The organism is Spirosoma terrae (assembly GCF_010435915.1).
GTDB classification, from domain to species: domain Bacteria; phylum Bacteroidota; class Bacteroidia; order Cytophagales; family Spirosomataceae; genus Spirosoma; species Spirosoma terrae.
Genome location: NZ_JAAFZH010000007.1, coordinates 177,649 through 192,195, shown reverse-complemented (window position 1 = coordinate 192,195; position 14,547 = coordinate 177,649). Strand labels below are relative to the sequence as shown.

Sequence of the window (14,547 nt, the reverse complement as noted above, 5' to 3'; positions counted from 1 at the left end):
TGAAGTGGGAGCATTAGTCAACCCTTACGATTGCATTACTCTTCCTTAAAAACGTAGCCCATGCCAAACTGGGTGTGAATCAGTTTTTTAGGGAAATCTTTATCGATTTTTTTACGTAAGTAATTGATATACACTTCTACTACGTTGGTGCCCGTGTCGAAATTGAGATCCCAGACGTGTTCCGCAATCTCGGGCTTCGACAATACGCGCCCCTGATTACGCATCAGAAATTCAAGCAGGGCAAATTCCCGCGCTGTTAAATCGATTGGCTGTCCGTCGCGGTGGACCGTTTTGGCGTCCAGATTCATGTCAATACCACCATACCGTAACGTTTGGGCGGTCATAGCCACCTGATTGCCACGTTTGGTCAGCGAGCGAACTCTGGCCAGCAATTCCGCAAACTGAAATGGTTTGGTGAGATACTGATCGGCCCCGGCATCGAAGCCCAGAATTTTATCGTCTGATTCGCCCAGGGCGGTAAGCAGAAGGATAGGGGTTGTTAAGCCTTCGGCCCGTAATTGCCGACAAAGTTCATACCCATTCATACCAGGCAAAATAACGTCGCTGATAATAGCTGCGTAATTATTTTTCAGGGCCAGTCGTCTGGCAATCAGCCCATCATAGGCAATATCTACTTCAAACTGGCTTTCTTCAAGCCCCTGCTGAATAGCCTGAAGCGTTTTTGGTTCATCTTCAATAACCAGGAGTTTCATACTACGTTAAGATTTTAGTTGGTGGTTGGTGAATAGGTAACATAATAAGCAGGGCTAGGTTATATAAAAGAGAAAAGTATACGTAACTGCTTATTCTAATGATATTCTAAGTTTTGTTTAAGTTCTTCCTTATTGATGCCAACTAATTTTCCGGACACAAGCAGTTATTCATGTTGACAAAGACCTCGCCAGACCCAGGTTTGTGATCGTTAGATGGGTTGAGGTATAAACCAGAATACGTATGGGAATTTTCCTGATTGTGGTAGCCCTGATAGTGGCAATCGGAGTGATCAGTTATTTCACCAATGCCTGGTTTGGCTGCCAATCATCAAATTTTGGACCATTACCTCCTCATTATCGGAAGCTGAAGGGACAATTTAAAGCCAATTCCAATCCTGCCAAAAAGAAGCCTGAGGATTGGAATTGGCCTGAAGATGAACTCTTAAAAAAATAGCTAGATGTTGACAGCGACTTCGTCGAGTAATTCTAAAAGTCGTTCTACGTCACGTTGGCGGGCCAGGCGATAACGAGCAAACGATTGACCAGCGCCTACTTTCAGGGTATAAGCCCAGTTGGGAAGCTGCCGGAACATATCTTCGTCGGTGGTGTCATCGCCAATGCTAACGATAAAATCATAGGCGGTTTGGGCATATAGTTTTTCTGCAATGGTACCTTTGCTATACTGAGCCGCTTTAACTTCAACAACTTTATTGCCCTGAATTACTGTAAGTTTGGTTGACGTTGGTATGCTACGTAGACGTTCAGACAGTTCAACGGCCTTACTTTCAATATCGTCGGATTTCGCCAACCGGTAGTGCCAGGCAATGGCCGTTTCTTTTTGCTCAATGAATGACTCCGGATATAAGTCGGTGTATTCGTCCATAACCGATCGGATTGGCTCAATCCAGTCATCTTCCGACAGATCCAGTTTTTGCCAGTTCTCGTCCGTATCGCGGATGAAGGCGCCGTGTTCGGCAACCAACGTAACGGGCAAACCCTGAAACGTGCGTTCCAGGAACGCGCGATTTCGCCCACTGATGATAACCAGATCGCTGTTTTCGGCCAGATGATTCAGGATGGGACGAATACTCGACGATAGTTGAGCCTTCGATGGATCATCAACGATGGGCGACAACGTACCATCGAAATCAATCAACAGGAGCCGCTGTTGCGCTTTTTGATAAGAATCAACAAAGGCCTGAACGGGTAAATTGGTAGCCAGATCCGGTTGTTCGGCATCGTCCTGCGTGAAGGCAGATAGAAAGCTATGGCTCCATCTAAATACGTTATGATTCTGGAGATGTTGTCGCATGGTTTTCATTCGTTGTTGTTGTTCGGGTAATGGCATACGTAGCGCATCTTTAATGGCATCAGCCACTTCCTGTGTATCGGTTGGGTTAATGATCAGCGCATCGGGAAGCTCCTGAGCCGCACCAGCCAGTTCACTCAGAATAAGAACGCCCTGGTTATCGTGGCGGCTGGCGATGAACTCTTTGCACACCAGATTCATTCCATCCCGAATGGGCGTAATAAGTGCTACGTCGCAACCCGTATACAGAGCCATCAACTCAGTGAATGTCAGCGATACGTATGAATAAACAATGGGCCGCCAGCCGATCGAGCCAAACAAGCCGTTAATACGGCCAACGGCTTCCTCAATCTCACGTTTTATTTCCTGATAATGGCCAATCTTGTCTCTCGACGGAACCACCGTCATCACAAATGTTACGCGATCGTGCCATTCTGGGTTCTGCGTCAGAAAGCGCTCAAATCCCTGCAGCCGATACGTAATCCCCTTGGCATAGTCGAGTCGGTCGACAGAAAAAATGATTTTTTCGGATCGGAGCAACTCTTTGTTCGTTTGCCGGGTAGTAACCACTGCGTCAACCTGGCTGCCTTCGTCAAATTTGGTGAAGTCTATGCTAATGGGGAAGTCGCCCACAAAGACCGATCGGTCTTCGAGAACCACGTAACGTTCAATAATGGGTAAGGCCAGTACTTCCGAAACATTCTGCATAAAATGCTGAACGTAATCGGCTGTATGGAAACCAATGACATCAGCCCCCAGAATGCCACCGATTAAGGCTTGACGCCAGGTTCGGGGCAAAAGCTTAATGATTTCGTAGGTTGGAAATGGAATATGAAAAAAGTAGCCAATGCTTGCACTCGGAATAGCTTTGCGAAGCATTTCCGGTAGCAGCATCAGCTGGAAATCGTGAATCCAAACCAGATCGCCGGGTTCGATGATCGAGGTCAGTTCCTCCAGAAACCGGTTGTTTACCTGCTGATAAGCGTCGAAATCCTTTTCCTGAAAGGAGGCAAACGTGGGAAAGTAATGGAAAAGGGGCCAGATCATGTCGTTACAGAACCCCTCGTAAAAAGCCTGATGTATGTCGTCATCGACAAACACAGGGTGAGCAATGAAGTGCTCATTTTCGAAGGCCGACTCATGTACGGTCTTCAGGCTATTATCACAGTGGCCTATCCAGTGGATTTTGGGTGCATCATCGGTGGAAGATTGCCCCATTCGTTCAGCCATAGACATGACAGCCGATACTAAGCCCCCTGAATTTTGAAAGAGGCTAACGCCCTCTTTGGTTTTTTTAATGCTAAATGGTAATCGATAGGCTACAATGATTAGTCGTTTAAACGTTCCATCAATAGTGCTCATGAAGTTTTTGGTGCCCTCAAAAGAGCTTGGTATTAGTACAAAAAACGATTAATTGGCTTAAAAAGGCCTTAAGTAAACCTTAAAAAAACCTTAGAAGTAGTCTTCTCCAAGAGTAGACTACTAAAAAAGTAACCTGTGCCAGGCAAACATTGTTTGTATTTAATAACCAATTATCCCTTTTAGTAAGGCTAAGGTTTGTCCGTTTTACAGAGGGTAAACAACGGAATTTCCCATGAATCTACCAGCAATGGCTACTCCGCTGGGTGAGCATTATTCGGGCTGAGCCTGCGCGTTTTCAACTAGCGTTGTATTAAACGAACTTGGGTTTTCCAATACCTTATGAATAGGGCAACGATCAGCTATTTCGAGCAGCCGCGACCGTTGCTCCGTCGTTAAATCGCCGTTTAGAATAAGTTTCAGGGTAAAATGGGAATGCTTCCGGTCGGGAGAGTGCGTATAGTCTACGTGGGCTACGGCCGAATCCAGTGGCCAGCCTTTTCGGTCGGCATACATACGTAGCGTGATTACTGTGCAGGAAGCGAGCGAACCCGCCAGGAGTTCGCCGGGACGCATGCCCCGATCCTGGCCACCCGCATCCAATGGCTCGTCGGCAACAATAACCTGAGAATCTGTCGATAGATGAGTTTCGTAGGGAGAGCGTTCAATGCGAGCGGAAATGGTTGCCATTATACGTTTCTATTTATGGTTTATAGGTCGTAGCTTTTCCTAATAAACATAGCTACAAACTATAAACCATAAAGAAAGGAAATGTTACTTGCCCCATTCTGCCGGATTCTCGCGCCACGTAGCGAGCGAGTCCAATGCATCGGCCGAAATATAATCGAGTGCCTGAGCTTCCGTTAACAGAACGTTATAATCGCTCAGACAAACGAGTGGTAGGTTTTTGCTGGCAAAATTCTGGGCAGCAATCGGAAAACCATAGGTGAAAATAGCGGCCATGCCTAGTACGTCTGCACCAGCGGCCCGAAGTGCATCGACAACTTTAAGCGAACTGCCACCGGTCGAAATCAAATCCTCGATAACAACCACCCGTTGACCAGCTTCCAGACGACCCTCTATCTGTTTGCCCATCCCATGAGCTTTAGGTTCTGGGCGAACGTAGCAGTAAGGAATATTCAGCGCATCGGCTACTAAAACGCCCTGAGGGATACCGGCTGTTGCTACGCCAGCAATGACCTCTACAGTGGGAAATTCCTGTCTGATACGTTCTGCGAGTGCATTTTTGATAAACGAGCGAACCTCTGGATAGGCTAACGTAATACGATTATCACAGTAAATCGGTGATTTCCAGCCCGAACTCCAGGTGAATGGTTGGTCGGGTTGTAAACGAACGGCCTGTACAGTAAGAAGATGTCGGGCAACAGCCTGTTGAGTTGATAATGAATTCACGAGTTGTAAAAAGTAGTCGTTTCAAAAGTAGGAAAATGACGGCACACCCGCCTAATTTGTTCGGAGCTGGCCAAAAATAATCCTGAAAATAGCACTTGCCCGTTAACTAATATGTGTGTAGCTTGCTCTCTTAATAAGTTTACCGTTATTGTCGATATTTAACTTATATAGCTGTTGCCCTAAGAAATGAGTACGGATTTGCCCATTCAGCCTCCTAATACGTTGCTGGAGAGTATATTTCAAAACCCATTAAACGGGGTTCTGCTATGCACCGCTATCCGAGATGACAATAAAGGGATTGTGGATTTTCGGTTTGTCCGTTGTAATGGGCGGGCCGTTGACTTAATAGGTTTTTCCCAGCAGGATCTATTAGCGACTTCAATGCTGACGCTCGATCCTGGAAGCGAGTGCAGCGGCATTTTCGACATCTATAAACAGGTGGTTGAAACCGGCCTGCCGACGCATGTTGAGTATTACCTGGCGAATACCAACCGTTGGGTAGCGCAATCGCTTGCCCGATACGAAGATAGCTTATTAGTTTCCTGGACGGATATCAGTGACCAGAAACAAGCTGAGCTTACGCGGACTAGCGAAACCGAATTGCTTCAGGCCATTCTCGATAATACGCAAACAGGCATTACGGTAATGGAGTCAGTTCGGGATAGTGCAGGTAGAATTGTTGACTTTCGGATAACGCACGTCAACGCGAATGCCGAACGGATGACCAGACGCTCCAAGGAAGCTTTGATTGGGGAATTATATACCGAAACCTGGCCCGATGCGCGATCAAACGGTACGTTAGGCTGGTATCTCCAGGTCGCTGAAACGAGTGAGCCCATTCGGATAAATGGCGTAAATCTACCCGCAGAAGGGTATAATGGCTGGTATAATATTAGGGCCCGCCCGTTGCTCGATGGCGTTATTGTTACGTTTGTGGACGTAACGGCTCTTAAACGAGCCGAACTGGCCAATCAGCAGCAAGCCGAATTATTGCGGTCTGTGCTGGATGGATCATCGAATGCTATCATTGCGTTTAGAGCCGTTCGTGATGAGCAGACAGGAAAAATTATCGACTTTCACTACGTTGCCCAGAATGAAGCGAATCGACAGATTTTAGGGCGGAGCGATGACGAAACCATTGGCCATTCTATGCTAGAATTCTTCCCGTATGTGATCCAGACCGAGTTATTTGATCGGTATGTGGAAGTCGTTGAAACAGGTAAGCCAACTCGGTTTGAACAAGAGTATAGTTATGACTCGCTGATCGGCTGGTACGAGCTGTCGGTTTTAAAGTGGGAAGATGGTATTGTACTGACAACAACAAACATTACCGGGCGTAAAACCTACGAACAACAACTTGAACAAACGAATCGGGAACTGAATAATGCTAATGAACATTTGAAGCAGTTTGCGTATATCGCCAGTCATGATTTACAGGAGCCGCTACGTAAGCTTACGGCTTTCGGCGACATTCTGCAGGCGCAGTTCGCTACACAACTAGGCGATTATGGTAACGATATTATCAGGCGAATGCTGTCGGCGGTTACCCGAATGTCTACGCTGATCAAAGATGTGTTGACCTACTCGAAAGTAGGTACGCAACGAGATGCATTCCAGCCAATAAATCTGGCTATCCTGATCAGGGATATTAAAGTGGAACTTGAAGCCGAGCTTGCGAGTGTAGGTGGTGTACTGCGCATTGACACACTGCCGTTAGTTAAGGGCGATCCGGCACAGCTTCGCCAACTATTCACTAATTTGATCTTGAATGCACTCAAATTTCGATCGTCAGAACGACCTGTCGACATTCATATCACGTATCAGTTAGTATCAGGCTCCGAAAAACCTGCTGACCTTATTCCCCGGCAAACGTATCACAAGATTAGTGTCGTCGATAACGGCATCGGTTTTGAAGAGAAATACGCGGAACAGATTTTTCAGGTATTTCAACGGCTGAATAATCGGCAGAAATACGAAGGCACGGGGGTTGGACTGGCTATTTGCCGCCGAGTGGCTGAAAACCATCGTGGAAATATTCTGGCAACGGGCCAGTTAGAGGAAGGGGCTACATTTGACGTGTATTTACCCGTTTGAAAGAACTAGTCATCATCCGAGTTGCGCCGAACACGAACCGTATCAATTCGGGAACCGTTCATGGAAACGATCGTGAACGTAAATGGTGCGAACTCAATAACGTCGCCAACCTGAGGAAGATCTTCGTTCGTTGCCAGAATCAGCCCTCCCAACGTATCATAACTACCTTCTGGAATTGACCAGCCATAGGTCGAATTGAGGTCGTCGATTTCGTGTCGTGCGCTTAACAACCAGGTGTTTTCGTCGATTTGTTGATTGGTCCAGTCTTCGCTCGTATCATATTCATCCTGAATTTCGCCGAAAATTTGCTCAACCATATCTTCCAGACTTACGATACCCGCTGTGCCGCCAAACTCATCAACCACAACTGCCAGACTTTTCCGTTCCGACAGAAACCGTAGCAACAAGTCTTGAGCGGGCATGGTTTCTGGTACGGTAAGGATAGGCGTAATGATCTCCTGAACTGTAGCTGGCTTTTTAAACAAGGCCAGCGCGTGGCAATACCCAATCACATCGTCAATCGTATCCCGATAAATTAGGATCTTGGAGTGGCCACTGTGTTGAAAGGCATTCCGAAGATCTTCTACGGAGTCATCTACTTCAATGGCCGTGATTTCAGTGCGGGGAACGAGGCAATCACGAACGCGAATATCCCGAAACTCAATAGCATTATTAAAAATCTGAGTGTCAATTTCTAACTCTTCTTCGGGAGTAGCTTTCTGATTGAGTTGTTGTAGGTATTGATTCAAATCGGTCAGTCCAAAAACCGGCCGAATTTCTGGATTTCGTTTCCCCATTACGTATTGAATAAAGAAACGGGCCGTGCCAACCAGAAGTCTTACAAGTGGGGCTATGGTTTTGTAAATCACCCACAGAGGAACCGCCAGCGCTTCCAGGAAGCGGTCGGGGTGAATGAGCGCAAGGCTTTTAGGGACGTAATCGGCGACGGGTAGAAAAATAATCGTTAAAACCAGTGTTTCAATCAGAATGAAGACAAATTCCATATCTGACCAATCAGCTGGCAACAGAAGCATCAGAAGGGGATTTAACGCCGTTACACCTAAAACGGAGTATAATACCAGAAATAAGGTATTGATCGTCAGCGTTGTTCCGATAAAGAGTATGGGATTCTTCAGGAAGCTCGAAACGAGTTTTTCACCCAACGGACCTTGCTTGCTATGAAGTTCAAAGTATAATCGATTGACTGATACGTAAGCCATCTCGACGGCAGAAAAAAAGCCTGCTAAAACAAGAGCAAGCAGGGCACCAAAGAGTAAAGCGTACGGTTCCAAACGATTACAGGTTTATGGTTTGCGTGTTACGTAGTAAAGCAGCGTACTACAAACCTAAAACGATAAACTTATTTTTTCTTTTTTTTGCGATCTTCCACCATTTGCCTGATCGTTGGGGAAACCGTTTTTTCTCGTTCGATACGTTTGTTTTTAACGTACTGAAACGTCAGCAGGCAACCCAGGCACAGCATTAATAACCAATAGCTTTCGGCAAAGGAAGTTCGCTGGTATTCGGCAATCCACAACACCAAAAAGCCGACTCCTGCCGAAAGTAGCAATATTTCAGAAAGTTTCAATTTCATTACGTATCCCGTTGGAGAAGGTTTAATCTGTTTATGGTCTATGGTTTTGGGTTTATAGTTCTGCCTTTGAGTCTATAAACAAAAAACCATAGACCATAAACCAATCCCTTTTATCAGACCAATTTATCCCGCATCTTACTAAACTCACGATACCGGCGAATGGTTGAGAAACCAAAACCAAGGATAACCAGGAACGTACCAATCCACAGCAGGTTGATGAGCGGTTTTTCAAACGCCTTCATCACAATGTAGTCGCGCTGGGTTCTGTTCACGGCAAACGTGAATTTACCGGTACGTGGGTCAATCTCATTCAATTGAATTCGGACGCCCAGCTCATCGCTCGTTTCGGCTGGGTGGGCAACCATACGGTTTTTGATAACGAAAGCCGGACTCAAAACCTGTTCGCCATTTTTGCTCATTACCCGTACATGGGCTCGTACTGCGGCATCTTCCGGCCCGATTTGCAGACCGTCAACTTCGTTGGTACGAACCACATCGTCCAGAATGGCTACGTAATCGTTCAGGAAAAAAGTGTCCTTGATGGCTACGCTGTAGGTTTCGGTTTTTTCCCACTTGTTTTCGGCTTCAGGATCAGGAACCGAGTTTACATAGGTGTAGATATCCCGATCTGCTTTATGGCGAGTGTCGGGCGAGGCCAACAGACCCATTTTTGCGTTTACTTGTGCCCGTGGATACAGACTAAACACTTTTCCATCCGGCTCACGATATTCGACTTCGTAATACGTGTTTTCCGGATAGAGGGCTAACGTATCACCCTTTTTGTAGTAGACTTTACCGTTTTTCTCGATGTCTTTTTGGGCAATTCCATGAAAATCACCCTCAATAACCATCACGTCTTTCCGGGGGATATAGCCCGGTATCTCCCGAGCTTCAATACGTTGGCCACGATACGTAAGCTGATACTGGCCCATACGTTCGGGTTGGTTCAGCCATAGCAGCGTGTTTTCTTTATTTTCTTTGTTATCGTTCTTCGTAAACTCGTCCTGATTGGAGATCAACAGGCCCGATGTATTGACCGAAATCACTGTCGAGTAGCCCGCCGAATACAGAATACCAATCAACATCAGCGCCATGCCCAAATGGGCGATGGCTCCGCCAGAGAATCGATAATTACCACGAATGACGCCTATCAGAATGCTACCATTGGTAACCACCGCAAATACGGCAGATACCAGCAGCGCCATGTAAACAGGATTTTTGATGCCGCCAAGGGCAATAACGCCTGCACTGATGAGTAACGTAATGATGGCTGGCGTAATGAGTGCATCCCATTTTTTGTTGTCGACTTTGCGCCACCACATATACTGGCCAACGCCGGTTAAAAGCGCAATAACCACAAAAAACCAAACCTGAAACTTATTGTAGTGGGCAATCTGATCGGCAGGTAGCGCCAGGTTCGATATTTTGCCAAACGACTCCAGAATCTTGTTGTACACCGGTATCGACGTAGTGGCAATAACCTGAAAAGCAGCCAGACAAAGTACCGTTGCACCGATAAACAACCAGAATTCTTTGGTGTAAACCGAGGCTTCCTGATCATCAGTTGGAATATGTTTCCATTTGCGGGCGGCCAGAACAACGGCCAAGGCCACGAAAACCAGCAGGTATACTAGTAACTGCCCCGACAGACCCAGATCAGTAAATGAGTGAACCGAGGCATTTCCCAGAATACCGCTACGTGTCAGGAACGTAGAATAAAGCACTAAAATGAACGTAGCAATCGTCAGGATGATGGAACTCTTCAGCGCGGTAGACGATCGTTTGGCTGTCAACATGGTATGTACAGATGCAACCAGAACCAGCCAGGGAACATACACGGAATTTTCGACGGGGTCCCAGTTCCAGTAACCGCCAAAGTTTAAGGTTTCGTAGGCCCAGTAAGCGCCCATCATGATGGCCGTACCGAGGATAAGACCACCCGCCAGCGTCCAGGGGAGGGCGGGACGTATCCAGGCGAATGGCTCATTACGCCACAAACCAGCAATACAATAGGCAAAGGGGACGAGTGTGAGGGCGTAACCCAGAAACGTAGTAGGCGGGTGAATAACCATCCAGTAATTCTGGAGCAACGGATTCAGGCCATTACCATCCTTGGGCACAAAGTTGGGGTCGGTTCCAAAAATTGGGGCATCAGGCATCGCTTCCCGTAGCAGCAGGAAGGGCGAAGAGCCTAGCTTGAACGTATCGCCAAACACAACACCCATAATCATGGAAGCCAGAAATACCTGAACCAGCGCAAAAACTGTCATTATAGGGGCTTCCCAGGTTTTCCCGGCGGTACGGATCAGGAGGTTCCCGAGTACTACGTTCCAGAAAAGCCAAAGTAAAAAGGAACCTTCCTGACTCTCCCAGAAACACGCGATCATGTAATAGACAGGCAGCGCGCGGGATGAATGGCTCCAGGCGTAATGGTATTCGAAATAGTGATTGAATATGATGTAAAACAGACAGGCAATAACCCCCAATACGGCCGCGCCGTGGACGTAGAAAGCCCAGCGAGCCAATCCCTTCCAGTCATCTTTTTCGTTGTCCGGTGTTGCGGGTTGAACAGCTGCTTTATGTCTGGCTGTTTTTCCGCCAAAGGACGATTCGCCAGCGTATGCCAGTTGCGGCTCTTCAACGGAAATCGTCTGCACGCTAGTCCGGCGACCTAATGCAGACAGGAAGTACGCAACTGTAGCCACCAGCGACGTAACGAAGGAAAGAATAACGAAAAAGTGGCCGAGTTGACCAACTGTAGTATGTATCATAGTCCGTTTCAATCTTCAGTCTTCAGGAGGCAGTTTACTGTTAACTAGACTCTGAAAACTGAAAACACTTAAAGTTGAGCCGTTTTTGCTTCGTGTTCAGTCGTTTCGAGCGTACCGTCCTGGTATTTTGATGGACATTTGAGCAAAATCTTGTTGCACTGAAAATGATCGCCCTGCATGTTGCCAATGATAACGATTTGCTCGGAACGCTCAAAGTCCTGCGGTTTGGGGCTATTAAAAACAACACGTTCAGCCCGGTTATCATTATCGACGAGGGTGAACTCGAAGTGATTGGGATCGATAGCGGGATTGTATAAAATGTCGGTTACGCGGCCCTGAGCATCTTTCTGCACTTTACCCACTACGTGGATCATTTTATCGTCACCATCCTGTTTCATGGCCTGCGCTTTGGCAAACGTTACGTATACACTGGCATCGCCAGCTGTTGAGGCAATGATGCCAATCGCAATCGCAATAATGATGATACCGATAATATGGGAAATTTTCATAGTTTTCGATGGAGTTACGATGTTAACGTTTTATATCCTGGGCTTTCAGTTTGGTTTCTTTCTGACTTTTAACCGCTTCTTCAAGCTTCCCAATCTGACGATCTAATCGAACCAGATAAATAATAATACCGGCAAATACGGCTGCAACAACCGTTACTACCACCCATATTTTGCCATCGGCCCGGAGTTTGTCGGCCATCTCGACACCATTAGAAACTGGTTGTTGGGCCAGTAGGGTATGGCTAAGCAGCAATAGAGTTGCCAAAGGGGCTTTCGTCAAAAAAGACAGTCGCATTTGAATAAGGAAATAAGTCTTAAAAATAACGCAAAAAATAGGGGAAACATTCCGGCACTACCAGCCAGAATTAATCATCCAGAATAACTTTTATCCGACGTAGCCGAACACGTAGCTCCGTGATCCAGACACCCAGCAGGGTAAATCCAATAACAGCCGGATAGAAAACCATGCGAACGTTGTTATCCATGTCATACTTGCCGAAAGCGGGGTTGCCACCATTGCCAGGGTGCAAAGAATCGGTAAGGCGGGGAACAATGAAAATCAGCGGTACAAAAACAGCGAAAGCGAAAATATTATAAACCGCCGAAATACGACTACGACGCTGTTCATCATCGAAAGAACCCCGAAGAATCAGATAAGCCATATACATCAGCATGCCAACAGCTACACTATTTAGCTTTGGATCGTTAGGCCAGGGGTCGTTCCAGGTAAAATTGGCCCATAGGGAGCCCGTAGCACAGCCAAGCAGGCCAAACAGGATAGCCGTATTGGCAAATTCGACTGCAACCAGATCATCATCGACGCGGCCGCTACGTAGGTAACGGACAGAATAGACCGCCGATGTGAGGAGCAATGTGATCATGCCAAACCAAAGTGGCACGTGAAAATAGACGTTTCTGATACTTTCATTGAGAATAGGCTGACGGGGAACCTTACCCAGTAATCCCTGAAATATTACGTAGGTTAGAATCAGAACCGACAGGATTTTCCACCAGTTTTTTTTCATACTCTTGGATCGCCGGAGCGAAAGTCCAGATGGCCACACCCTGGACGTATTAAATGAACGACAACCCTAACGTGGCCGTTGGGGTGATGAAAACAAGCACTAGCTCCGCCATAAAAATGGAAAAAGCAACCACGATAACGTAACGACAATGGCGTCGACGGCCAGTACAATGCCGACTTCGTCCCAGCTGGTGCTACGGTCAAGACCATCGATGGCATTTTTGGACAGCTTAATCAGCATTAACAGTAAAGGCAGAATAATCGGGAAACTTAATACGGCCATCAAGGTCGCCGAATTTTCTGCTTTGCTGGCAATTCCAGAAACTAAAGTCAGCGACGATGCAAAGCCTACTGACCCTAATAGGAGCGTTACTACGTATAGCCACATATCGTTAACCGGATTCCCCATCACAAACGCATACACAACAAATCCGAGTAAGGCCAGAACCAGCATCAGGAGTATGTTATATAGGATTTTTGAGAGGATGATCTGCTGCGGACTGGCTAATGTATAATAGTAGAGCTGTCGGCCCGCCCGTTCCTGAACGAAACTCTTGGCTATCGCATTAATGGCCGTAAAAAGCTGAATAATCCAGAAAAGTGTATTCCAGACGATGGGTGTCAACTGACCACGACGAGCATTGAAACTCAGATAACAGACAACAACAGCACCGACAATATACAATAACATGCCATTGAGGGCATAGCGCTGACGCCATTCCAGCAGAAATTCTTTCCGCATCAATGCTCCCAACTGACGTACTGATTCTGCCATGCCGTTTCTTTTAATTCTGCAAATTTACGGCGCAATGCTGATGCACAAAAGAAATAGTTTGATCTTATGAATAGCTACGTTGAGATTTGATGGTTAGGCAAACAGGTCGCAGGCTTTTTTCTTTGTAAGCTGGTTGCTCAGTATTCGTCGATCTACAGATTTTTTACAGCGGCTTTTTATTGCATTAATGGATTTTTATACAACACTGACTCTTTGCCTTTTTTCGTTTTCAGCGGGTTTTATCGATGCCATAATTGGGGGTGGTGGGCTCATCCAAACCCCGGCTATTCTTTTTACGCTTCCTCAGTACCCTGTTCCGACCCTGATTGGAACTACTAAAATTCCATCGTTGAGCGGAAGTCTAATGGGTGCTTTCCAGTATAGCCAGCGAGTGAAGATTGTAGGTAAGTTTATAGCGCCTATGATGGTAATTGCGTTTGGATCTTCCTGGCTAGGTTCACTAGTATTAACACGAGTGCCTAATGGATTCATGAAGCCACTAGCGCTGATTATTCTCATTGCTGTATTTATATACACACTAACCCGGAAAAATTTTGGTAACGTAACGGATCAATACGTTTCAGACCGACAGAAGCGCCTACGCATGTGGCTGATGGGTGGTATTGTTGGTTTCTATGATGGGTTTTTCGGGCCGGGTACCGGAAGTTTTCTCGTGCTGGGCTTTATTGCGCTGATTGGATTTGATTTTCTGAAAGCCAGTGCCCATGCCAAGCTGGTCAATGCATCGACTAATCTGGCGAGCGTCTTATTTTTTGTCAGCGAAGGGAAATTGCTCTATGCATTTGCGATTCCGATGGCTATTGCCAACCTGACGGGCGCGTTTATAGGAGCTCGGCTGGCGATCTTGAAAGGGAATCAGTTTATCCGGGTATTTTTTCTCTTCATCATTGCGGCTACTATTCTACGGTTTAGTTGGGATCTGATTACGCAATAGCTACCACAAAGGTCATTTTTGCGATTGCATA

At 46.5% G+C, this 14,547-nt stretch carries 14 protein-coding genes; 3 read left to right on the top strand and 11 right to left on the bottom strand.

Features of this window, described 5'->3' with window-relative positions; translation table 11 throughout:
• Positions 1-35: 35 nt before the first annotated feature.
• A complete protein-coding gene (locus GK108_RS17135; RefSeq protein ID WP_163951134.1) occupies positions 36-713 on the bottom strand; it encodes a response regulator transcription factor in 678 nt (225 codons plus the stop codon).
• Positions 714-954: 241 nt separating this feature from the next.
• On the opposite strand from GK108_RS17135, the gene GK108_RS17130 reads away from it, so the two are divergent.
• Positions 955-1,167, top strand: a complete 213-nt coding sequence (locus GK108_RS17130) for a hypothetical protein (protein ID WP_163951131.1) — start codon at positions 955-957, stop codon at positions 1,165-1,167.
• Here GK108_RS17130 and GK108_RS17125 read toward each other — a convergent pair whose 3' ends face one another.
• From GK108_RS17125 to pyrE, 3 genes are all read right to left on the bottom strand, one after another.
• Positions 1,168-3,384: a bifunctional alpha,alpha-trehalose-phosphate synthase (UDP-forming)/trehalose-phosphatase gene (locus GK108_RS17125; RefSeq protein ID WP_163951129.1), complete on the bottom strand. Its 2,217-nt coding sequence runs from the start codon at positions 3,382-3,384 to the stop codon at positions 1,168-1,170.
• A gap of 270 nt (positions 3,385-3,654) precedes the next feature.
• Positions 3,655-4,071 (bottom strand): OsmC family protein, encoded by a 417-nt coding sequence (locus GK108_RS17120; protein ID WP_163951124.1) that lies wholly within the window; start codon positions 4,069-4,071, stop codon positions 3,655-3,657.
• A gap of 84 nt (positions 4,072-4,155) precedes the next feature.
• The gene (gene pyrE / locus GK108_RS17115) at positions 4,156-4,794 is read right to left on the bottom strand and encodes an orotate phosphoribosyltransferase (protein WP_163951119.1); all 639 of its coding nucleotides are present in this window, start codon (positions 4,792-4,794) and stop codon (positions 4,156-4,158) included.
• A gap of 186 nt (positions 4,795-4,980) precedes the next feature.
• Here pyrE and GK108_RS17110 point away from each other — a divergent pair, with 186 nt between their 5' ends.
• A complete protein-coding gene (locus GK108_RS17110) occupies positions 4,981-6,888 on the top strand; it encodes a sensor histidine kinase (protein WP_163951115.1) in 1,908 nt (635 codons plus the stop codon).
• Between the two features lie 5 nt (positions 6,889-6,893).
• Here GK108_RS17110 and GK108_RS17105 read toward each other — a convergent pair whose 3' ends face one another.
• From GK108_RS17105 to GK108_RS17075, 7 genes are all read right to left on the bottom strand, one after another.
• Positions 6,894-8,180, bottom strand: a complete 1,287-nt coding sequence (locus tag GK108_RS17105; RefSeq protein ID WP_163951111.1) for a hemolysin family protein — start codon at positions 8,178-8,180, stop codon at positions 6,894-6,896.
• 68 nt (positions 8,181-8,248) lie between these two features.
• Positions 8,249-8,482: a hypothetical protein gene (locus GK108_RS17100; RefSeq protein WP_394366280.1), complete on the bottom strand. Its 234-nt coding sequence runs from the start codon at positions 8,480-8,482 to the stop codon at positions 8,249-8,251.
• A 113-nt stretch (positions 8,483-8,595) separates the two neighbouring features.
• The gene (gene ccsA / locus GK108_RS17095) at positions 8,596-11,253 is read right to left on the bottom strand and encodes a cytochrome c biogenesis protein CcsA (protein ID WP_163951108.1); all 2,658 of its coding nucleotides are present in this window, start codon (positions 11,251-11,253) and stop codon (positions 8,596-8,598) included.
• Between the two features lie 68 nt (positions 11,254-11,321).
• A complete protein-coding gene (locus GK108_RS17090; RefSeq protein WP_163951105.1) occupies positions 11,322-11,762 on the bottom strand; it encodes a cytochrome c maturation protein CcmE domain-containing protein in 441 nt (146 codons plus the stop codon).
• Positions 11,763-11,784: 22 nt separating this feature from the next.
• Entirely contained in the window at positions 11,785-12,057 is a 273-nt protein-coding gene (locus GK108_RS17085) for a CcmD family protein (protein WP_163951103.1), read from the bottom strand.
• Positions 12,058-12,127: 70 nt separating this feature from the next.
• Positions 12,128-12,787 carry a cytochrome c biogenesis protein CcsA gene (ccsA, locus tag GK108_RS17080; protein ID WP_163951098.1) on the bottom strand — a complete coding sequence of 220 codons (660 nt, stop codon included), beginning with the start codon at positions 12,785-12,787 and terminating at the stop codon, positions 12,128-12,130.
• A 99-nt stretch (positions 12,788-12,886) separates the two neighbouring features.
• A complete protein-coding gene (locus GK108_RS17075; RefSeq protein ID WP_163951082.1) occupies positions 12,887-13,561 on the bottom strand; it encodes a heme exporter protein CcmB in 675 nt (224 codons plus the stop codon).
• Between the two features lie 187 nt (positions 13,562-13,748).
• On the opposite strand from GK108_RS17075, the gene GK108_RS17070 reads away from it, so the two are divergent.
• On the top strand, positions 13,749-14,516 hold the full coding sequence (locus tag GK108_RS17070; RefSeq protein ID WP_163951077.1) for a sulfite exporter TauE/SafE family protein: 768 nt from the start codon (positions 13,749-13,751) through the stop codon (positions 14,514-14,516).
• The last annotated feature ends 31 nt before the right edge of the window (positions 14,517-14,547 follow it).

Excerpts from the sequence above, each read along its gene's own strand:
- GK108_RS17135 (WP_163951134.1), bottom strand. The coding sequence starts at position 713 with ATGAAACTCCTGGTTATTGAAGATGAACCAAAAACGCTTCAGGCTATT.
- GK108_RS17130 (WP_163951131.1), top strand. The coding sequence starts at position 955 with ATGGGAATTTTCCTGATTGTGGTAGCCCTGATAGTGGCAATCGGAGTG.
- GK108_RS17125 (WP_163951129.1), bottom strand. The coding sequence starts at position 3,384 with ATGAGCACTATTGATGGAACGTTTAAACGACTAATCATTGTAGCCTAT.
- GK108_RS17120 (WP_163951124.1), bottom strand. The coding sequence starts at position 4,071 with ATGGCAACCATTTCCGCTCGCATTGAACGCTCTCCCTACGAAACTCAT.
- GK108_RS17110 (WP_163951115.1), top strand. The coding sequence starts at position 4,981 with ATGAGTACGGATTTGCCCATTCAGCCTCCTAATACGTTGCTGGAGAGT.
- GK108_RS17100 (WP_394366280.1), bottom strand. The coding sequence starts at position 8,482 with ATGAAATTGAAACTTTCTGAAATATTGCTACTTTCGGCAGGAGTCGGC.
- ccsA (WP_163951108.1), bottom strand. The coding sequence starts at position 11,253 with ATGATACATACTACAGTTGGTCAACTCGGCCACTTTTTCGTTATTCTT.
- GK108_RS17090 (WP_163951105.1), bottom strand. The coding sequence starts at position 11,762 with ATGAAAATTTCCCATATTATCGGTATCATCATTATTGCGATTGCGATT.
- GK108_RS17085 (WP_163951103.1), bottom strand. The coding sequence starts at position 12,057 with ATGCGACTGTCTTTTTTGACGAAAGCCCCTTTGGCAACTCTATTGCTG.
- ccsA (WP_163951098.1), bottom strand. The coding sequence starts at position 12,787 with ATGAAAAAAAACTGGTGGAAAATCCTGTCGGTTCTGATTCTAACCTAC.
- GK108_RS17075 (WP_163951082.1), bottom strand. The coding sequence starts at position 13,561 with ATGGCAGAATCAGTACGTCAGTTGGGAGCATTGATGCGGAAAGAATTT.
- GK108_RS17070 (WP_163951077.1), top strand. The coding sequence starts at position 13,749 with ATGGATTTTTATACAACACTGACTCTTTGCCTTTTTTCGTTTTCAGCG.